An 18371-nucleotide genomic window follows, 5' to 3' on the forward strand; every position below is an offset into this window, starting at 1 on the left:
CGGGTCTGGCCGACGGGCCTGGTCGACGAGGCCGGCCGAGGGGGCGAGACGGCCTCAGTCGCAGACCGCGCCGATCTCGGCGAGCTCGTCGGTGGGCTCGGGCTCGGTCGTCGTGACGCTGTCGTCCGTCGTCGGGGCCGTGGTGGCGGAGTCGTCGTCGGTCCCGGGGGAGGTGGTCGCTGCCTCGTCGTCGGCGGAGGGGGCCGGCTTGGCCTTGGGTGCCGGCTGGCCGTAGAGCGCGTCCCAGACCCGGTAGCGGATCTCCGAGTAGTCCGGGTCGTAGACCTCGGTGTTCTGGGCGGTGAAGGGCAGGCTCTTGATGGTGCTGCCCTGGACGAGCAGGACCAGCTCGGCCCACGCGGCCAGGTCGGTCTGGGGGATGTCGGTGACCACGTTGTTGCCGATGGCGGTGATGATCTGCGGGTAGCGCTGGACGAGGGTCAACGGATCCGCCTGGTCGACCACGGCCGCGACCATGCAGCGCTGGCGGCGCATCCGGCTGAAGTCGTCGGTCGTGACGCGCGAGCGGGAGTAGCCCAGGGCCTGGAAGCCGGTCAGCTTCTGCGAGCCGGGCTGCAGCCACTCCAGGTTGGGGGAGTTGGGGTCCAGTTGGAGCACGCCGTTGGCGTCGGTGTAGGTCCGCCCGTTGATGGGGATCGGCTCCTTGATGGTCACCGTGACCCCGCCCATGGCGTCGATGAGCTCCGTGAAGCCCTGGAGGTTGACGATCACGGTGTGGTCGATCTCCAGGCCCAGCACGGACTGCAGCACGTCGCGGGTGGCGGTCAGCCCGGGGTTCGGGTCGTCGGTGTAGTCCTCGGGGTGGTTCTCGGCGTTGAGGTCGGCCTCGGTCCAGATGGCGTTCATCAGGCACTGGTCGCCGCAGTTGTAGCCCTCGGGGTAGATCTCGTGGAGGGGGTTGTCGCGGGGAATCGGGACGTTCTGCAGGTTGCGCGGGATGGAGAAGAGCACCGACTCGCCCGTCACGGTGTCGATGCTCGCGACCATCATCGTGTCCGTGCGCGTCCCCTCCCGGGCCTCGGCCGCGTCGGAGCCCAGCAGCAGGATGTTGACGCGGGGGATGTCGGCCCACGGATTCTTGGGGTCGGCGCCGATCGCCGGTGCCGTGCCGCTGTCGACGGCCGGCTTCTTCTTCGGCCCGGCTCCGGTGAAGACCTGGTCCATGGCCGCAAGATGGCTGGAGATGTACTGCATACCGAAGGCGGCGGGAGCCGAGACCGCGAGGCAGAGGAAGGCGGTGAAGGCGGCCAGCGCCCCGCGCTGACCGAGGCTGGTGCCCTCGGGGCGGGTCGTCAGGGCGGTCAGTGCGATCGCCCCGATCCACACCACCGTGCCGGCGACGAGGAGGCCGAGGATCACCTTGAGCCGACCCTCGCTCGCGGCCGTGGCCAGGGCGGTCGACATCGCCCCGTCCCTCAGCACGAAGAAGAGCACGACCGCGGCCGTCGCCAGCGCGAGCACCGCCAGGAACGCGCCCAGCCACCGCCAGCGGGTCGCCAGCAGGCCCGAGCCGGGGAGCAGCGCGGAGAGAGCGGTGAGCCGCAGGGCGCGGGGCATGCTGCTGCGGCCGTGCCGGTGGTGCTCGACCCATTCGTTCCGGGTCGTGTATGCAGCGTGCGCCCCGCCTGCGTCCTCGGGGTGGTGGCTCATGGGCCCAGGGGCCGCCTTTCGACAGAGGTAGGTGAAGACCATCATGTCCTACCACCTCCTCCTGATGAAGACCTGAGGGCGCTTTTGGTTACGGAGGGGAGGGCAGGTACGCTGATCTGCGATCTGGAGGCGTCGCCTAGTCTGGTCTATGGCGCCCGCCTGCTAAGCGGGTTTGGGGTTTATAGCCCCATCGAGGGTTCAAATCCCTCCGCCTCCGCCGATCTCTCGCCCTGGTGGCGAACGAAAGACCCCCCGAGCGCGGCTCGGGGGGTCTTTCGTCATTCGGACCGGGATCAGGCGGCTCCCTCGGGGTCCTCGTCCTCGGGGTCGTCCCCATCGGGGGTCTCGCCCTCGGAGCTGGCGCCCTCGGTGTCCTGGCCCGGCTCGGAGGTGGGGTCCTGCTCGGAGTCGGAGGCGGTCCCGGAGTCGGCGTCGTCGTCCGACGCCTCTTCACCGGTGTCGCCCGCGTCCTCGGCGTCCGAGGCTTCACCCTCGACCGCGTCGGCCTCCTTGTCCGCCTGCTCGACCTCGTCGGAGCCGGCCTCGCGGATGCGCTGGTCCATCTCCTCGACCTGCTCGGCGATGTCCTCCTGGGCCGGGGGCAGCGGCTCGTCGGCGCTCAGCGGCTCCTCCTCGCGCGGCTCCGGCACCTCGCCCGGGACGATCGCCATCAGGCGTCCGCGCCCGCCAGACGCTGCTTGAGCGTCTCGAACTCGTCGGCCATGGCGGTGGGGAGCGAGTCACCGAACTTGTCGAACCACTCGGTGATGAGCGGCAGCTCGGCCTCCCACTCCTCGGCCTTGAAGGCAAGAGCGGCGTTGACCTGGTCCTGGGTCAGGTCCAGGCCGTCGACGTCGAGGTCCTCGGCCTTGGGGACGAAGCCGATCGGGGTCTCCTCGGCCTCGACCTTGCCCTCGATGCGGTCCACCATCCACTTCAGGACACGGGTGTTCTCGCCGAAGCCCGGCCACAGGAAGCCGCCGTCCTCGTCGCGACGGAACCAGTTGACCAGGAAGATCTTGGGCAGCTTGTCCGCGTCGGCCTGCTTGCCGATCTCGACCCAGTGGTTGAGGTAGTCACCGGCGTTGTAGCCGATGAAGGGCAGCATCGCCATCGGGTCGCGACGGACCACACCGACCGCACCGGTCGCCGCGGCCGTGGTCTCCGAGGACAGGGTGGCGCCGATGAAGGTGCCGTGCTGCCAGTCGCGGGACTCGGTCACCAGCGGGACGGTGGTCTTGCGGCGACCGCCGAACATGATCGCCGAGATCGGCACGCCGTTGGGCTCGTTGTACTCCTCCGCCAGCGTCGGGCACTGCTTGATCGGCGTGCAGAAGCGGCTGTTGGGGTGGCTGGACAGCTTGCCGGACTCGGGGGTCCACTCGTTGCCGTGCCAGTCGGTCAGCTGGGCGGGCTTCTCCTTGGTCATGCCCTCCCACCAGACGTCGCCGTCGGGGGTGGTGGCGACGTTGGTGAAGATCGAGTTGCCGGCCTCGATGGTGTCCATCGCGATCGGGTTGGTGTCGCGACCGGTGCCCGGCGCGACGCCGAACAGACCGAACTCGGGGTTCACCGCATACAGACGGCCGTCCTTGCCGAAGCGCATCCAGGAGATGTCGTCACCGACGATCTCGGCCTCCCAGCCGGGGAGGGTGGACTGGAGCATGGCGAGGTTGGTCTTGCCGCAGGCCGACGGGAAGGCGCCGGCGATGTAGTGCGTCTTGCCCTCGGGGTTGGTCAGCTTGAGGATCAGCATGTGCTCGGCCATCCAGCCCTCGTCGCGGGCCATCACCGAGGCGATGCGCAGCGCGTAGCACTTCTTGCCCAGCAGGGCGTTGCCGCCGTAGCCGGAGCCGTAGGACCAGATCGCGCGCTCCTCGGGGAAGTGGACGATGTACTTGGTCTCGTTGCAGGGCCAGGGGGAGTCCTCCTGGCCGTCCTCGAGCGGGACGCCGACGGAGTGCAGACCCTTGACGTAGGGCGCGTCGGTGTCCTCGATCGCCTTGAGCACGTCGGCGCCGATGCGCGCCATGATGCGCATGGAGGCGACCACGTAGGCGGAGTCGGTCAGCTCGACACCGAACTTGGGGTCCTCGGCGTCGATGTGGCCCATGACGAAGGGGATGACGTACATGGTGCGCCCCTTCATGCAGCCCTCGTAGAGAGGCCACATGATGTCCTTCATCTCCTGGGGGTCCATCCAGTTGTTGGTGTGGCCCGCGTCCTTCTCATCCTTGGAGCAGATGTAGGTGCGGTCCTCCACGCGCGCCACGTCCTGGGGGTCGGACAGCGCGTGGTAGCTGTTGGGCTTCTTGTCGTCGGCGAGCTTGGTGAAGGTGCCCGCCTCGACGAGGGTGGCGTTGATCCGCTCGATCTCCTCGTCGGAACCGTCGATCCACACGATCGCGTCAGGCTTCGTGTGCGCAGCCACCTCCTTCACCCAGGCGTCGAGCTCGGCGTGGCTGGTGCCACCGGTGGTCTGGATCTGCTCCTGCATCACTGTTCCTTCCTGGCGGTGCCAGGTCGATGGTGGAGGGCCTCGTCGCCCCTTGGCACTACGGTATCGCCCCCTGCGGCGGCGCTGCTGAGCGGTTGGTCACAACGAGACCGCCGGGATCGGGCCCGGACTCCCTGCGCCGCCCCGGATTTCGTCCTCGCCGCCTCCATCCGTTAGCATTGGAGGGTTGCTTGCGCCCGTAGCTCAACGGATAGAGCATCTGACTACGGATCAGAAGGTTAGGGGTTCGAATCCCTTCGGGCGCGCGCTGTGTTGAGACAGTGACGAAGGCCCCCACCGGATGCGGTGGGGGCCTTCCGCATACCCAGGGGGTATGTGGTCGCCGTGCAGGTCCTCCGTGGCTCTGGCACAGTGGTCGGTCTCTCGGCACCGTTGCCGGGGATCGACAGGGAGAGCGTGGGAGATGGCGAGCAGCACGGCGACCGGGGGACGCGACTACGTCTTGGGGAAGGCGGTCCACCTGGCCTCGGTGGCGGCCTTGGGAGGATTCCTCTTCGGCTATGACACCTCCGTGGTCAACGGGGCGGTCACGCCGATGCGCGACGCGTTCGGCACGGGGAGCTTCCTGACCGGGTTCATGGTGTCCTCCGCGCTGCTCGGGTGCGTCGCCGGTGCCTATCTCGCCGGTCGGCTGGCCGAGCGCCTGGGCCGGATCCGGGTCATGGTCATCGCGGCCGCCCTCTTCGTGATCAGTGCGCTGGGCTCCGGTCTGTCCTTCGGGCCCTGGGACCTCATCGCCTGGCGGGTCGTCGGTGGGCTCGGCGTCGGTGCGGCGTCGGTGATCGCACCGGCCTACATCGCCGAGATCGCGCCGGCGCGGATCCGGGGGCGGCTCGGATCGCTCCAGCAGATGGCGATCGTCGTCGGGATCTTCGTAGCCCTGCTCACCAACTACTTCCTGGCCTCGCTCGCCGGCGGCGCGGCGGAGGAGCTGTGGCTCGGGTTGGCGGCGTGGCGGTGGATGTTCGTGGCGGAGGTCGTCCCGGCAGCCCTCTACGGCGTGCTGGCGCTGACCATCCCGGAGTCTCCGCGCCACCTGGTGAGCCTGGGCCGCGAGGAGAGCGCACGGGAGGTGCTGAGCAGGGTAATGCGCACCGGCGTCGCCGAGCGGATCGCCGAGATCAAGCGGACGGTCAAGCTGGAGGAGAAGTCGCGGCTCAGCGACCTGGTGCACCCGGAGAAGGGCGGCCTGCTGCCGATCGTGTGGGTCGGGATCGGTCTGTCCGTGCTGCAGCAGTTCGTCGGGATCAACGTGATCTTCTACTACTCGGCGACGCTGTGGCAGTCGGTGGGCTTCACGGAGCAGGACGCCCTGGCCCAGACGGTGATCACCTCGGTCACCAACATCGTGGTGACCATCATCGCGATCGCGCTCATCGACAAGATCGGCCGGCGCAGACTGCTCGCCATCGGTTCGGTCGGCATGACGATCAGCCTCGGCGTGCTCGCCTTCATCTTCGCCACGGCCACCCGGGTGCCTGAGGTCGACGAGTTCGGGGTCGAGACGATGGTGCCGGTCCTCTCGGACCACCAGGGGCTGATCGCCCTCATCGCCGCCAACGCCTTCGTGGTGTTCTTCGGGATGTCCTGGGGCCCGGCGGTGTGGGTGCTGCTCGGCGAGATGTTCAACAACCGCATCCGAGCCACGGCGCTGGGCATCGCAGCCGCCGCGCAGTGGTTGGCCAACTTCGTCATCTCCACGAGCTTCCCGGTGATGGCCGACATCGGGCTGGGCTTCGCCTACGGCTTCTACACCGTCTTCGCGCTCGTCTCGCTCTTCTTCGTCCTCAAGCTCGTGCCGGAGACCAACAACCGTGAGCTGGAGGACATGGACTGAGGTCGGGCGTGGCCTGGGTCAGACCTTGTCGGCGGTGGTGCTGGAGGGGTCCCACTTGACGACGCCGTCGGCGGCCCAGCCCCGGTCCTTGACGGCCTCGCGGGCCTCGGTCTTGATCGGACCGGTGAGGCGATCCACATACAGGTAGCCGTCGAGGTGGTCGGTCTCGTGCTGGAGGCAGCGGGCCAGCAGGCCCTCGCCCTCGATGACGACCTCGTTGCCCTCCAGGTCGGTGCCGGTCACGCGGGCGCGCGGGTGACGGGCCAGCGGGAACCATTCGCCGGGGACCGACAGGCAGCCCTCGCCGTCCTCCTCCTCGTCGAGCGGCTCCGGGGTGCCGAGCCGCTCCAGCACGGGGTTCACGACCACGCCCCGGGCGTTGGGACCGTCCGGCACCGGGCAGTCGTAGACGAAGATCCGCAGGCGCGAGGCGACCTGGTTGGCCGCCAGACCGACGCCCTCCGCGGCCTCCATGGTGTCGAACATGTCGTCGACGAGGGTGCGGATCTCGTCGGTGATCTCCTTGACCTTCTTGGTCGGGGAGTGGAGGGCGCGGTGGCCGATGACGGTGATGGGACGGACAGCCATGCGGCAAGTCTAGGTGCGCCGGCACCGCATACCCTCATCGTCATGGACCGGAGTGAGACATGGGCTGGATAGATCTCGTCGGGTGGGCCGGATCGGCGATCCTGGTCATCTCCCTCCTGCAGACACGGGTTCTCCGGCTGCGGCTGATCAACCTGATCGGCTCGTTAGTGCTCCTCGTCTTCAACACGGTGATCCAGGTCTGGCCGATGGTCGGCCTCAACGCCGTGCTGTGCCTGATCAACATCTACTTCCTGTGGCGGTTGATCAGCGAGCGGCACGACGACGCGGCCTACACCGTGCTCCAGGTCGGTCCGCAGGATGCCTATCTGCGCCACGTGCTGCACGTGCACCGCGCCGACATCGCCCGCTACAACCCCGGCTTCGATGCCGACCTGCCCGACGACGTGGTGCCCTTCCTGGTCCAGCGCGGAGACGAGACCGTCGGCGTCGTGCTGGTCCGGGACGCCGGCGGTGGGACGGCCGAGGTCATGCTCGACTGGGTCACGCCGCGGCACCGCGACTTCAGCCCGGGCGAGTTCGTCTACCGACAGTCGGGGCTGTTCCGCGAGAGGGGTTTCGAGCGGGTGCTGTCCCCGGCCGGGATGAAGGATCCCTACTACTCGCGGATCGGCTTCCGGCCGCACGGTGAGCGCTGGGTGCTGGAGGTCTGAGGGCAGCGGGTATGCCTTGCCCGCTCAGCTGCCCGTCGAGAGCAGCATCGCCACGATGACGGCCAGGGTGACGGTGTTGAAGACGAAGGCGAGCAGGGTCTGGGCCAGGACCGCGCGGCGCAGCCGGTCGGTGCGCACCTGCACGTCCGGGGTGGCGAAGGTCGCCTGGATCCCGAAGGCCAGGTAGAGGTAGCGCAGCCAGCTCGGGCGGTCCTCGCCGGGGAACTCCAGCCCGCCCTCGCTCAGGTCGAGCCGGGCATAGATCAGCGCGTTGCCCACGGCCACGTTGATCCAGGAGATGGCGACCATGACCAGGCCGGCGGCCACGATGCTGGGCCGGTCGTTGACCCCCGCGCCGAAGGCCAGCATCGCCACGACGGCCAGGGCGAGGGCGGAGACGGTCACGTCGAGGCGGGAGAGGAGCTTCTTGGGGCAGTGCCAGGTGCCGTCCTCCTGGCGCTCCAGGCCGAGCGCCGGGGGCAGCTCCTCGCCCTCGACGCCTCGGAAGGTGACCAGCAGGAGCAGCGCGTTGACCGCCGAGAGCATCGTCCACGCGGCGATGCACGACAGCGTGATCCACTGCCAGCGGTTCAGGTTCTCGAAGCCGTCCCAGAGGCGGACCGCGATCGGCGTCGCGAGCGTCCCGGCGACGGTGGCGGTGAGGATGCGCGGGGTGTCGCGGCGGCTCCACCGGTGCCACCGTGTCTCCCCCCGCGCCGTGCTCACCGCTGTGGGCCCCAGGGGGTGGGGTCGGGGTCGACGGCCACCTCGCGACGGGCGCGGGGGGACACCGGCTCGGGCTCCTCGTCGGTGAACTCCTCCTCGTCCTCGAAGGAGTCCACGTCGTCCTCGTCCTGGACCCAGTCCCAGTCCTCGGGCAGCTCGTCCCGCTCGACCGGCTCCCAGCGCGGCCTCGGCGGAGCGGCCGTCCGCCGCCGGCCCCCGACGGGGATCCGCACGATGTCGGCGTCGAAGCGGTCGGCGAAGCTGGGCTGGTCGTCGGTGAAGTCGGTCTCGAACGGGTCCTGGGGGATGTGCTCGTCGAAGGGGGAGCGCTCGTCGAAGGAGGCCGAGTCCTCGTCCGGATCATGCCCCTCGGGGCCGAAGATGGTGGCGCAGATGCGACGGTACTTCTCGTCGGGCGAGGGCACCCACTGGATCTCCCGCATCGCCTGGTCCTGGCCCGCCGACTCGAGCACGAACTGCCCGTAGCCCAGCAGCCGCCCCAGCAGGGAGCGGCCGTAGTTCATGTCCGTGACCTTGCGCAGCGGCATCATCGCGACCTTGTGGGTGAGCAGGCCGTAGGTCATCAGCAGCCGCTTGTCGGTCGCCACGAACCACTCGTTGCGCCACTCCAGCAGCCGCCAGATGGCCCGGGCCACGAGCACGAGCCACAGCAGCCACACGACCTGTCCGAGCACCGCGGTCTCGGCGGTGAGGTTGGCCTCGATCCACCCCGCGAGGACGACCCCCAGCAGCGGGGTGCCGACCGGCTCGGCCAGCTTGGCCCAGTGGTGCCGGGTCGCGACGATCGGCCGCTCCTCGTCGAGGAGGTAGCGGTCGAGGAGACGGCGGCTGATCGCCACCGTCGCCGGAGCCGAGGTGCTCACCCCACCGCTCCTGCTAACTGTTCACGATCGAGCTGAAGAACCGGCCGATGTTGAGGATGCCCTGGCTGATGATGTCCCAGATGGCGCGCACGATGTCCGCGGCCCGGTCGGGGTTGGTGATGATCGCGTAGAGGACGAAGCCCCAGAAGATCCAGTGCAGCACCTTCTTGACGGTGGGCGGCATGACGAACTCCTCGGGTGACTACAGACGCAGGGCACAACTCGTGGCCAGTGTGACAGATGTGACTAGGGGTATGCGGTGTCGGCGCGGCTTCGGAGTGTCGCCGGGGACCGGGTCAGCCGCGGAGGAGGGGGGAGGCGGCCATCCGGTCCAGGGCCTCGCCGACCTCCTCGGTGGAGCCGGCGAAGGAGAGCCGCACCATGTGGTTGCCGTTGACCGTGTCGAAGTCCACGCCCGGGGTGATGGCCACGCCGCAGTCGTCGAGCAGGTCGCGGCACCACGCCACCGAGTCGTTCGTCAGGTGGGCGACGTCGCACCAGGCGTAGAAGGCGCCGTCCGGAGGGGCGTAGGACCGCAGCCCGACCTCGGGAAGGCGATGGATCAGGAGCTCGCGGTTTGCCGCATACCGCTCCTTGTGCCCGTCGAGCTCGCGGGCCGCCTGCTCGGTGAAGGCACCCAGGGCGGCGTACTGGGAGATGGCCGGGGCGCAGATGTTGAGGTTGCCGGTCACGACCTCGAGCGGGCGGCGCAGCGACGGCGGGGCGAGCATCCAGCCGACGCGCCAGCCGGTCATCGAGAAGTACTTGCTCACCGAGCCCACGACGATCGCCTCGCGCGAGGTCTGCCAGGCGCTCGCGGTCGGACGGCCGTAGGACAGTCCGTGGTAGATCTCGTCGCTGACCAGCAGCGTGCCGTGCTCCTCGCACCACCTCGCGATGGCGGCGAGCTCGTCGGCGTCGATGATCGTGCCGGTCGGGTTGGCGGGGCTGGCGACGATGACCCCCTTCGGTGGCTCGGGCAGGGCCTCGAGCATCTCCACGGTCAGCTGGTAGCGGGTGTCCGGGCCGCAGTCCATCTCCAGCACCTCGACGCCGAGGGCCGACAGGGAGTTGCGGTAGGCCGGGTAGCCGGGGCGCGTCATCACCACCGTGTCGCCGGCGTCGAAGGCCGCGATGAACAACGCGGTGAAGGCGCCCGAGGAGCCGGGGAAGACGACGACCTCGTCGGGGTCGACCGCATACCCTCCCTCGCGCCGGTGGTAGGCCGCGATCGCCTCGCGCAGCGGTCGGATGCCGGCCGCCTCGGTGTAGCCGAGCACCTCCAGGTCGAGGATCTCGACCGCCCGCGACCGGGCAGCTGCCGGAGCAGGGGTCGAGGGCTGTCCGGCGCACATCATGATGACGTCGCCGTGGGTGCGCTGGCGCTCCGCGGCGGCCTTGAGCACCTCCATGACGAAGAACGGCTCGACCTGCGAGCGGCGTGAGGCCTCGAACGCGCTCATGGCTCAGACCACCCCGTAGAGCCGATCGCCGGCGTCGCCGAGACCCGGCACGATGTAGCCCTTGTCGTTGAGGCGCTCGTCGATGCTGCCGGTGACCAGGGTCAGGGGCAGGTCGATGTCGGCCAGCTCCTTCTGCACGCGCTCGATGCCCTCGGGCGCCGCCAGCAGCACGACGGCGGTGATGTCGTCGGCGCCGCGGTCGACCAGGTAGCGGACGGCGGCCGCGAGGGTGCCGCCGGTGGCCAGCATCGGGTCCAGGACGTAGCACTGGCGCTTGTCAAGGTCGTCGGGCAGACGGTTGGCGTAGGTGCGCGCCTCGAGCGTCTCCTCGTTGCGCTCCATGCCCAGGAAGCCGACCTCGGCCGTGGGCAGCATCTTCATCATCCCGTCGAGCATGCCCAGCCCGGCGCGCAGGATCGGCACCACGAGGGGCTTGGGGGTGGACAGGTGGATGCCCTGCGTCGGCCCGACCGGCGTCTCGATGTCGAACGGGCTGACCCGCACCTCGCGCGTCGCCTCGTAGGCCAGCAGCGTCACCAGCTCGTCGGTCAGCCGCCGGAAGGTGGGGGTGTCCGTCCGCTTGTCACGCAGGTAGGTGAGCTTGTGGGCGATGAGCGGGTGGTCGGCAACGTGGACGCGCATAGGACAGACTCTAGGTCGTGAGCCAGTCCCGCGGCACCCCGCCTTCCCGTCCCTCCTGGAGCCAGGCAAGGTATGCGGAGTGGCTGGGTCTGGCGCTCGACGAGGCCCGGGCGGTGGGCGCCTCGGGCGACGTCCCGATCGGGGCCGTCGTCGTCGACCCTGACGGGCAGGTGCTCGGCCGGGGGCGCAACGTGCGCGAGCTGGAGGCCGACCCCACGGGCCACGCGGAGGTCGTGGCGCTGCGCGAGGCAGGCCGTGCCGTGGGGGAGTGGCGACTGTCGGGCTGCACGCTGGTCGTGACGCTCGAGCCGTGCGCGATGTGCGCGGGTGCGGCCGTGCTGTCCCGGGTCGACCGGGTCGTCTTCGGCGCCTGGGACGACAAGGCCGGGGCCTGCGGCTCGGTCTGGGACCTGCCCCGGGACCGGCGCGCGCTGCACCGCCCCGAGGTCGTCGGCGGGGTCCGCGAGGAGGAGTGCGCGGCGCTCCTGCTCGACTTCTTCGGCGAGCGCCGCTGAGCTCCTCGGGTGTGGCCGCAGATCGTCGAGCGGCGCCCGCGGATTTCGGTCGCGTGTTCATCCTCGGGTAACCTGTCCGGCGGTGGCGTGTCCGAGCGGCCTAAGGAGCACGCCTCGAAAGCGTGTGAGGGCGCAAGTCCTCCGTGGGTTCAAATCCCACCGCCACCGCCATGTGTGATGTCGCAAGACATCGGAATGGGCCGGACCTACATCTTGTGGGTCCGGCCCTTCTTCTTTGGGGGGCCGGGGGGTTGTCCGGTGCCGTGGTAGGTGCGGCCCCCCGATCCGTGTACACAAAGCGGGGAGCAGCGGTACGAAACCGCACAGACCGTCCTCAGGAGATCGGGACGATCTCCTCGGAGACCATGACCTCCACGGCGGGGCCGGGCTGCTCGTCGCCTCCCCACGGCGAAGGACCGGTCGACCCGGACGGTGCCGTCGACGGTGACGACCAGCCCGACGTCCGGGTCGTCGAACGACTGGTTGGTGATGCCCAGGACTACGGGGGAAGTCCTCGTCGCCGACGGCGACCTCCTGCGCGTGGTCGTGCCCGCCCGGCGCCTCGTAGGAGGTGATGAGGAAGCAGCTCTCCCCCGGTCGAGCATCTCGGTCAACGTCGGCACCGACGTCAGCGGGAGTTCCTGTCCGCGACGCAGCACCTCGGCGGTCAGCCCGGGCACACCGGGTGGCGCGGGCGGCTGGGATACTGGACCAGAGGCCGGAGCGCGGGAGGAGGCGGCGTGGGACACGGACACAGTCACGGCACCGCAGCGGGTCAGTCCCCGGACTTCCGGGTCAGACTGTGGATCGCCTTCTCGATCACGGCGCTGATCGTGGTCGCCCAGGGCGTCGGGGCCGTCGTCACCGGGAGCCTCGCGCTGCTGACCGACACAGTCCACGCGCTCGTCGACGCCTCTGGCCTGCTCGTGGCACTCATCGCCGCCACGCTCATGGTGCGGCCGGCGACCTCCCGCCGCACCTGGGGCTTCCGCCGGGTCGAGGTCATCGCCGCCCTGGCCCAGTCCGCGCTGCTCCTGGTCGTGGGCATCTACGCAGCGATCGAGGGGATCCGCCGGTTGTTCGAACCGCCGGAGGTGCCGGCCACCGAGCTGCTCGTCTTCGGGGTGGTCGGGCTGGCCGCCAACATCGTTGCCATCGCGGTCCTGTCCTCGGGCCGTGCCGCCAATCTCAACATGCGCGCGGCCTTCCTCGAGGTGCTCAACGACGCTCTCGGGTCAGTCGCCGTGATCATCGCCGCCATCGTCATCGCGACCACGGGCTTCGCGCAGGCAGACGCCGTGGCGGGCCTGCTCATCGCGGCCCTGATCCTGCCGCGGGCGCTGCGACTCATGCGGGAGACGCTTGCGGTGCTGATGGAGTTCACCCCGCCCGGGCTCGACCTCGAGCAGGTCCGCGAGCACATCCTCGCGCTGGATCACGTCCGCGACGTCCACGACCTGCACGCCTCGACGGTCGCCACCGGGCTGCCCGTGCTCACCGCCCATGTCGTCGTCGACGACGAGTGCTTCACCGACGGGCACGCAGCCCAGATGCTGCGGCAGGTGCGGCACTGCGTGGCCCACCACTTCACCGTCTCCGTGGAGCACTCGACCTTCCAGATCGAGACCGAGGAGGTGGCGGCGGAGGAGACCGACGCACAGGTCCACGGCCAGCAGGCTGGCCGTGAGCCTCCAGGAGCCCGGCACGCCCCATGAGGTGCTGGGCAGGTCGCGGCACGCCGACGTCAGTGCGTGGCCAGCGCCTCGGCCGCGGCGGCGATGTCGTCGAGCTCGGTGCGAAGCGACTTCTCGGTGAGCTTGGTGCCCAACGGCCCCACGACCTTCAGCGCCAGCCGCTGCAGGCGACCGGGGTCGGCCACGTCCGCGTCGAAGCGGCACGTCAGCAGGGTGGCGTGGGCGTCGTCGAGGGGCTCCAGGACGAGCTCGGTGCGATAGACGGTGCTCCCGTCGCGGGCCTCCAGGACGGTGCGGCGCAGCGGGTCGTTGTCCACGACGACCATCTCCTGCGTCTCCGAGGCGCCCATCATCCGGCGGGTCTCCCGCCAGCGCGTGCCCAGCGCGTAGGGGCCAGGGGTGAGCACCCGCAGGTCCGTGACCTGGCTCAGTCGCTCCTGGGCACGGGACAGATCGGTGAGGACCTCCCACACGGCGGCGGAGGAGGCCTGGATCCGGCGGGAGATCTCGACCTGGTGCTGGGTGCTCACCGGCCGTCCTCCTCCGCAGCGTCCTCGGCGGTCGGCAGGTCCTCCCAGGCGTCGCCCAGGACCAGGTCGACCTTGTCGTCCTCACGCTCGATCTCGACGAGCGTGACGCCCTCGGGCAGCGCCTCCTGCAGCGCCTGGGCGGCGGCCAGACCCTCGGGGCCGTGCCGCAGCTCGGCCACGCCCTCGATCTCCGCGTCAGCGTTGCCGACCTGGTCCACCGCGTAGCCCCTCGTGCGCAGCGCCTCCCCGGCCCGGCCCGCCAGGCCCGCGGTGTCGGTGGAGTTGTAGACGTCGACGTTGATGTCCGCGGGGGTCAGGACCGGCGCGGCCGTCGTGGTCACCGCGACCTCGTCGGTCTGGTTGTCGTCGCCGAAGGTGAGCCAGCCCTGCATCGTGGCCACGGCGATGCCGAAGGCGAGCAGCAGGCCCAGCAGGAGGGTGAGGATCACGAGGGCGGCACGACGACGTGCCCGGCGGGCCGCCGTGGACATCCCGGCAGTGCGCACGTATCCCACGTGTTTCTCCTTCTCGGTCGTGCTGGCCGGATCTGCCGGCCAGTCGAGGCTAACCAGCCCCGGGGGCGTCGAGGTCGAGGACACGCCCGTGGACCACGGGGCGCCCCTGGAGGGCGGCGCGCAGGGCCCGGTGCATGCCGTCCTCGAGGTAGAGCGTCCCCTGCCACTTCACGACGTGGCAGAAGATGTCGCCGTAGAAGGTGGAGTCCGGCGAGAGCAGCACGTGCAGGTCGAGCTCGGCCCGGGTGGTGACCAGCTCGTCGAGCCGGATCATGCGCGGGGCCAGGTGCGACCAGTCCTGCACGTGGTGCGGAGGGTAGGGCTGCCCGTCGCCCACGCCCTTGAAGATCATGCCCGCAGTCTATTCTCAGGAGCGTGAGCGAGCAGAGCGGCAGCAACCAGATCGAGGTCATCACGCAGGGCTATGCCTTCACCGAGCCCAGCATCGTGCTCGGTGCGGCGGTCGACGCAGAGGCCGGTGGGGTCGTGCCCGAGGCCGTGGTCCGGCTGCCGCTCGGCTCGATGAACCGGCACGGTCTGGTGGCCGGCGCGACCGGCACCGGCAAGACCGTGACCCTCCAGGTGCTGGCCGAGCAGCTCTCCGACGCCGGGGTCCCGGTCTTCCTGGCCGACATCAAGGGCGACCTCACCGGGATGGCCACCCCGGCGACGGCCAACCCCAAGATCGACGAGCGCATGGGCCCGATGAAGCAGGACTGGACGGGCACCGCATACCCCCTCGAGCTGTTCAACCTCGGCGGTCACGGCGTGGGCACCCCGATCCGGGCCACGGTGACCAGCTTCGGGCCGACGTTGCTGTCCAAGGTGCTGCGGCTCAACAAGACCCAGGAGTCCAGCCTCGGCCTGGTCTTCCACTGGGCCGACCAGCAGGGGCTGGCGCTGCTGGACCTCAAGGACCTGCAGGCCGTCATCCAGCACCTGATCTCCGACGAGGGCAAGGCCGACCTGAAGGATCTCGGCGGTCTGGCCAAGTCGACGGCGGGCGTCATCCTGCGCGAGATCGTGGCCCTGTCGGCCGCCGGCGGCGACGCCTTCTTCGGGGAGACCGAGTTCGACACCGCCGAGCTGCTGCGCACCACCTCCGAGGGCAAGGGCATCATCAGCTGCCTGGAGATCCCGGGCGTGCAGGACAAGCCGGTCGTCTTCTCCACCTTCCTGATGTGGCTGCTCGCCGACCTCTTCCAGGACCTGCCGGAGGTCGGCAACCCGGACAAGCCCAAGCTGGTCTTCTTCTTCGACGAGGCGCACCTGCTCTTCGACAAGGCCTCCGACGCCTTCCTGGAGTCGGTCGAGCAGGCCGTGCGGCTGATCAGGTCCAAAGGTGTCGGCGTCTTCTTCGTCACCCAGAACCCCACCGACGTGCCCAACTCGGTGCTGGCCCAGCTCGGCAACCGGATCCAGCACGCCCTGCGCGCGCACACCCCCAACGACGCGAAGGCGCTCAAGGCGACGGTGTCGACCTACCCGGTCAGCGACTACGACCTGTCCGAGGTCCTCACCTCCCTCGGCACCGGCGAGGCGATCGTGACCGTGCTCTCCGAGAAGGGCGCGCCGACGCCCGTCGCCTGGACGATGCTGCGCGCGCCGCAGGGCCAGATCGGTCCCTCCGACCAGGCGGTCGTCGACACGGTCGTCTCCTCGTCCACGATCCACTCCCGGTATGCGGAGGCTCTCGACCGCGAGTCCGCGTACGAGCTGCTGGCGGCCAGGTTCAAGGCTGCTGAGGAGGCCGCTGCCGAGGCAGCTCTGGCCGAGGCGGAGGAGACGGCTCGCGCCGCCGAGGAGAAGGCTGCCCGCGGCGGCGGACGTCGTGCGGCGCAGGACGAGGGCATGATCGGCCAGGTCGTGAAGTCGACCGCCTTCAAGTCGATGTTGCGCTCCGCCGGGACCGTCATCGGCCGCGAGATCACCCGCTCGATCTTCGGCACGGGACGGCGTCGCTGAGGCGGGCGATTTCGGTCCCGGCCTGCCCGCGGGGTATCCTCTCCGACGGAGGATTCGCATAGTGGCCTAGTGCGCACGATTGGAAATCGTGTTGGGATAAAACCCTCGGGGGTTCAAATCCCCCATCCTCCGCCAGTGTCCTGTCTCAGGACATAGGAAAGCCCCGAGCCCCCCGGCTCGGGGTTTTTCTGTGGGTTCAGTGGTTGGTATCGCCTGGTGGGGTCGATGGTGAGCTCGCGTAGGAGTTCGCCGGTGGTGGCGTGGGCGATGCGGACGTGGTGGTTCTGGACGAGCATGATGACGGGGGTTCGGGCGTGGGTTCGGCCGACGGCGATCTTGTGGAGTTGGCCGGCGATGCGCAGGGTGACTTTGCCTGCGGTGAGCCGTCCCGGGGTGTCCGGAGACCTGATCCGTTGGAAGGATGCAGGTCATGGCACGACCGTCGAAGTACAACCAGGAGTTCCGCGAGCGTGCGGTCCGGCTGGTGCTGGAACAGCGTGAGGAGTACGGCTCGGAGTTCGAGGCGATCAAGTCGATCGCGGCCAAGCTGGGCATCGGCTCGGCGGAGACGTTGCGCAAGTGGGTCCGCCGCGCGGAGGTCGACTCCGGTGCCCGGCCCGGGGTGACGTCCGCGGAGCATGAGCAGATCAAGGCGCTGAGGCGGGAGAACGCCGAGCTGCGCCGCGCCAATGAGATCCTGAAGGCCGCGGCGGCTTTCTTCGCGTCAATGTGGCTCTTCAACTTTGAGCGTGGCGCGGGTGTTCACGCCGCGATGGGTCGGGGCGCGTAGCCAATGATGCGGCATCGGTAGTTGTCGTGGTTGCGGTACCCCCGTCCGACCCTCTTGATCGTCTTCGCGGTCAGGTTCGCCGCCTCCGTCCTCGCGTTCGTCACCCTGGTTCGGCAGAAGGTGAGCAGCTCCCGCCGCCACGCGCGCAGGGTCCGGAACAGCGCTGCGGGCTCGGGCAGGCGGGTGGCGCGCACGGCGCGCTCGAGGTGGGCCCAGTGCCGCTGGAACGATGACGTGTCAGTGGCGCTGAGAACCTGACGGACGTGCTCCTTGATCCCCCAGGCGACGGCCAGCTCAACGTCCTCGGCGAGGATCTGCTGCAGCTTGGTCCGCTGACGCAGCGTGAGCCGATCACCGGCGCAGGTGAGCAGCTTGCGGTACTTCCACGAGGTGTCGGTGGCCCGGCCGCGGCGCTCGTGCAGCTCCCACACCCGGCGCCGGCGGACCTTGGTGACCATCTCGTTCGCCAGCCGCACCACGTGCCAGTGGTCGACGCTGACCCGGGCGCGCGGTAGTGCCCTGCGGACGGCGGCACGGAACTCGCCGGACATGTCGAGGGCGACGATCTGCACGCGCCGGCGCCACCACCGCGGCCGGGCCGCCAGCCAGGACGTGACGACTTTGCCGCGGCGTCCATCGACGACGTCGAGGATGGCCCCGTCGTCCAGGTTGGTGAACACGATTGACCACGGCTCGACCCGCTTCACGGCCTGGGTGTCGGGATCGCGCAGGTAGCGCACGGTGCGGAATCGGTGCTCATCGATCCCCAGATGCTTGACGTGCCGGCGGTCCACGCCGGTATCCAGGTCCACGGTGCTGGTGAGCATCCGCATTACCGTCGGCCACGACAGGTCCGCCTCGTGCGCGACGCGGGAGACCGCTCGCGGCTCGGCCCGACAGGCGGTGATCACCTGCTCCGCCAGCCGGGTCGTGACCCGGGCCCGGGCGGGCAGCTGCTCGGTCTCCTCGGTGAACGAGCGCCGCGGGCACAGCGGCTCCCGGCAGGCGTAGCGCCGCTTGCGCACGAGCACGTCCAGGGACTCCCCGCCGCACGGGACGTCCTTGACGTGCTGCATGGGTCGAGCCTGGACCCGCGAGGACAGCACCCCGCAGGACGGGCACGCGCCCTCGCTCGTGGTCGTCTCGATCACCACCTGCCGCGCTTGCTCATCGCCGACGGCAGGGCTGGCTGAGACGACTCGGTAGCCGGACAGGTTGAACAGGATCGACGCCGCATCGACGTCGAACGTAGGCTGGTGCACGCTCGCGGTCCTCGCTCATGGGATGTCTAGACAACACCCATGTTGGCGCAGGGCCGCGAGCCCTACCTCAGGGCCCCACCACGCTCAAAGTTGAAGGGCC

At 69.6% G+C, this 18371-nt stretch carries 18 protein-coding genes, 4 tRNA genes and 1 pseudogene; 10 read left to right on the forward strand and 13 right to left on the reverse strand.

The window, feature by feature from the left end:
• Positions 1–54: 54 nt before the first annotated feature.
• Positions 55–1671 (reverse strand): LCP family protein, encoded by a 1617-nt coding sequence (locus ACTMMA_RS13280; RefSeq protein WP_441190615.1) that lies wholly within the window; start codon positions 1669–1671, stop codon positions 55–57.
• Positions 1672–1796: 125 nt separating this feature from the next.
• Here ACTMMA_RS13280 and ACTMMA_RS13285 point away from each other — a divergent pair.
• Positions 1797–1888: transfer RNA gene (locus ACTMMA_RS13285), tRNA-Ser, on the forward strand.
• A gap of 76 nt (positions 1889–1964) precedes the next feature.
• Here the strand turns inward: ACTMMA_RS13285 and ACTMMA_RS13290 are convergent.
• Together ACTMMA_RS13290 and ACTMMA_RS13295 are read right to left on the reverse strand one after the other, a co-directional pair.
• On the reverse strand, positions 1965–2342 hold the full coding sequence (locus ACTMMA_RS13290) for a hypothetical protein (RefSeq protein ID WP_441190616.1): 378 nt from the start codon (positions 2340–2342) through the stop codon (positions 1965–1967).
• Positions 2342–4168, reverse strand: a complete 1827-nt coding sequence (locus ACTMMA_RS13295) for a phosphoenolpyruvate carboxykinase (GTP) (protein ID WP_441190617.1) — start codon at positions 4166–4168, stop codon at positions 2342–2344. The genes ACTMMA_RS13290 and ACTMMA_RS13295 overlap by 1 nt, the downstream gene beginning before the upstream one ends.
• A 193-nt stretch (positions 4169–4361) precedes the next feature.
• On the opposite strand from ACTMMA_RS13295, the gene ACTMMA_RS13300 reads away from it, so the two are divergent.
• Together ACTMMA_RS13300 and ACTMMA_RS13305 are read left to right on the forward strand one after the other, a co-directional pair.
• Positions 4362–4434: transfer RNA gene (locus ACTMMA_RS13300), tRNA-Arg, on the forward strand.
• A gap of 158 nt (positions 4435–4592) precedes the next feature.
• A complete protein-coding gene (locus ACTMMA_RS13305) occupies positions 4593–6026 on the forward strand; it encodes a sugar porter family MFS transporter (RefSeq protein WP_441190618.1) in 1434 nt (477 codons plus the stop codon).
• Between the two features lie 18 nt (positions 6027–6044).
• On the opposite strand, the gene def is transcribed toward ACTMMA_RS13305, so the two are convergent.
• Positions 6045–6614: a peptide deformylase gene (gene def / locus ACTMMA_RS13310; RefSeq protein ID WP_441190619.1), complete on the reverse strand. Its 570-nt coding sequence runs from the start codon at positions 6612–6614 to the stop codon at positions 6045–6047.
• 59 nt (positions 6615–6673) lie between these two features.
• Here def and ACTMMA_RS13315 point away from each other — a divergent pair, with 59 nt between their 5' ends.
• Positions 6674–7285 (forward strand): hypothetical protein, encoded by a 612-nt coding sequence (locus ACTMMA_RS13315; protein WP_441190620.1) that lies wholly within the window; start codon positions 6674–6676, stop codon positions 7283–7285.
• A 24-nt stretch (positions 7286–7309) separates the two neighbouring features.
• On the opposite strand, the gene ACTMMA_RS13320 is transcribed toward ACTMMA_RS13315, so the two are convergent.
• The 5 genes from ACTMMA_RS13320 to upp all read right to left on the reverse strand — a co-directional run bounded on the left by ACTMMA_RS13320 (position 7310) and on the right by upp (position 11000).
• On the reverse strand, positions 7310–8011 hold the full coding sequence (locus ACTMMA_RS13320) for a DUF1345 domain-containing protein (protein WP_441190621.1): 702 nt from the start codon (positions 8009–8011) through the stop codon (positions 7310–7312).
• Positions 8008–8895, reverse strand: coding sequence for a PH domain-containing protein (locus ACTMMA_RS13325; protein ID WP_441190622.1), 888 nt, complete (start codon positions 8893–8895; stop codon positions 8008–8010). Before ACTMMA_RS13325 ends, ACTMMA_RS13320 begins: the two co-directional genes overlap by 4 nt.
• 13 nt (positions 8896–8908) lie before the next feature.
• Positions 8909–9079 (reverse strand): hypothetical protein, encoded by a 171-nt coding sequence (locus tag ACTMMA_RS13330; protein ID WP_441190623.1) that lies wholly within the window; start codon positions 9077–9079, stop codon positions 8909–8911.
• 112 nt (positions 9080–9191) lie between these two features.
• Entirely contained in the window at positions 9192–10358 is a 1167-nt protein-coding gene (locus ACTMMA_RS13335) for a pyridoxal phosphate-dependent aminotransferase (RefSeq protein WP_441190624.1), read from the reverse strand.
• 3 nt (positions 10359–10361) lie between these two features.
• Positions 10362–11000 carry a uracil phosphoribosyltransferase gene (gene upp, locus ACTMMA_RS13340; RefSeq protein WP_441190625.1) on the reverse strand — a complete coding sequence of 213 codons (639 nt, stop codon included), beginning with the start codon at positions 10998–11000 and terminating at the stop codon, positions 10362–10364.
• Between the two features lie 83 nt (positions 11001–11083).
• On the opposite strand from upp, the gene ACTMMA_RS13345 reads away from it, so the two are divergent.
• From ACTMMA_RS13345 to ACTMMA_RS13355, 3 genes are all read left to right on the forward strand, one after another.
• Positions 11084–11515 carry a nucleoside deaminase gene (locus ACTMMA_RS13345; RefSeq protein WP_441190631.1) on the forward strand — a complete coding sequence of 144 codons (432 nt, stop codon included), beginning with the start codon at positions 11084–11086 and terminating at the stop codon, positions 11513–11515.
• A gap of 81 nt (positions 11516–11596) precedes the next feature.
• Positions 11597–11686, forward strand: a tRNA-Ser gene (locus tag ACTMMA_RS13350).
• 569 nt (positions 11687–12255) lie between these two features.
• Positions 12256–13230 (forward strand): cation diffusion facilitator family transporter, encoded by a 975-nt coding sequence (locus tag ACTMMA_RS13355; protein WP_441190626.1) that lies wholly within the window; start codon positions 12256–12258, stop codon positions 13228–13230.
• 29 nt (positions 13231–13259) lie between these two features.
• Here ACTMMA_RS13355 and ACTMMA_RS13360 read toward each other — a convergent pair whose 3' ends face one another.
• The 3 genes from ACTMMA_RS13360 to ACTMMA_RS13370 are packed head-to-tail and all read right to left on the reverse strand — an operon-like array spanning position 13260 to position 14606.
• Positions 13260–13739 (reverse strand): SRPBCC family protein, encoded by a 480-nt coding sequence (locus ACTMMA_RS13360; protein ID WP_441190627.1) that lies wholly within the window; start codon positions 13737–13739, stop codon positions 13260–13262.
• On the reverse strand, positions 13736–14254 hold the full coding sequence (locus ACTMMA_RS13365; protein ID WP_441190628.1) for a LytR C-terminal domain-containing protein: 519 nt from the start codon (positions 14252–14254) through the stop codon (positions 13736–13738). Before ACTMMA_RS13365 ends, ACTMMA_RS13360 begins: the two co-directional genes overlap by 4 nt.
• A gap of 49 nt (positions 14255–14303) precedes the next feature.
• Positions 14304–14606: a type II toxin-antitoxin system VapB family antitoxin gene (locus ACTMMA_RS13370; RefSeq protein ID WP_441190629.1), complete on the reverse strand. Its 303-nt coding sequence runs from the start codon at positions 14604–14606 to the stop codon at positions 14304–14306.
• A 23-nt stretch (positions 14607–14629) separates the two neighbouring features.
• Between ACTMMA_RS13370 and ACTMMA_RS13375 the strand changes: the two genes are divergently transcribed.
• The 3 genes and pseudogenes from ACTMMA_RS13375 to ACTMMA_RS13385 all read left to right on the forward strand — a co-directional run.
• Positions 14630–16219: a helicase HerA-like domain-containing protein gene (locus tag ACTMMA_RS13375; protein ID WP_441190630.1), complete on the forward strand. Its 1590-nt coding sequence runs from the start codon at positions 14630–14632 to the stop codon at positions 16217–16219.
• A gap of 47 nt (positions 16220–16266) precedes the next feature.
• A tRNA-Ser gene (locus ACTMMA_RS13380) sits at positions 16267–16354 on the forward strand.
• Positions 16355–16649: 295 nt separating this feature from the next.
• Positions 16650–16940, forward strand: a pseudogene (locus tag ACTMMA_RS13385) (transposase); the annotation flags it as partial.
• A gap of 41 nt (positions 16941–16981) precedes the next feature.
• Here ACTMMA_RS13385 and ACTMMA_RS13390 read toward each other — a convergent pair.
• The gene (locus ACTMMA_RS13390; protein ID WP_441189508.1) at positions 16982–18271 is read right to left on the reverse strand and encodes an ISL3 family transposase; all 1290 of its coding nucleotides are present in this window, start codon (positions 18269–18271) and stop codon (positions 16982–16984) included.
• Positions 18272–18371: the final 100 nt, after the last annotated feature.

The organism is Ornithinimicrobium panacihumi (assembly GCF_052073805.1).
Taxonomy (GTDB): domain Bacteria; phylum Actinomycetota; class Actinomycetes; order Actinomycetales; family Dermatophilaceae; genus Ornithinicoccus; species Ornithinicoccus panacihumi.

Bases quoted from the DNA above. Each gene is read 5' to 3' on its own strand.
- ACTMMA_RS13280 (WP_441190615.1), bottom strand. From the start codon at position 1,671: ATGAGCCACCACCCCGAGGACGCAGGCGGGGCGCACGCTGCATACACG.
- ACTMMA_RS13290 (WP_441190616.1), bottom strand. From the start codon at position 2,342: ATGGCGATCGTCCCGGGCGAGGTGCCGGAGCCGCGCGAGGAGGAGCCG.
- ACTMMA_RS13295 (WP_441190617.1), bottom strand. From the start codon at position 4,168: ATGCAGGAGCAGATCCAGACCACCGGTGGCACCAGCCACGCCGAGCTC.
- ACTMMA_RS13305 (WP_441190618.1), top strand. From the start codon at position 4,593: ATGGCGAGCAGCACGGCGACCGGGGGACGCGACTACGTCTTGGGGAAG.
- def (WP_441190619.1), bottom strand. From the start codon at position 6,614: ATGGCTGTCCGTCCCATCACCGTCATCGGCCACCGCGCCCTCCACTCC.
- ACTMMA_RS13315 (WP_441190620.1), top strand. From the start codon at position 6,674: ATGGGCTGGATAGATCTCGTCGGGTGGGCCGGATCGGCGATCCTGGTC.
- ACTMMA_RS13330 (WP_441190623.1), bottom strand. From the start codon at position 9,079: ATGCCGCCCACCGTCAAGAAGGTGCTGCACTGGATCTTCTGGGGCTTC.
- ACTMMA_RS13335 (WP_441190624.1), bottom strand. From the start codon at position 10,358: ATGAGCGCGTTCGAGGCCTCACGCCGCTCGCAGGTCGAGCCGTTCTTC.
- upp (WP_441190625.1), bottom strand. From the start codon at position 11,000: ATGCGCGTCCACGTTGCCGACCACCCGCTCATCGCCCACAAGCTCACC.
- ACTMMA_RS13370 (WP_441190629.1), bottom strand. From the start codon at position 14,606: ATGATCTTCAAGGGCGTGGGCGACGGGCAGCCCTACCCTCCGCACCAC.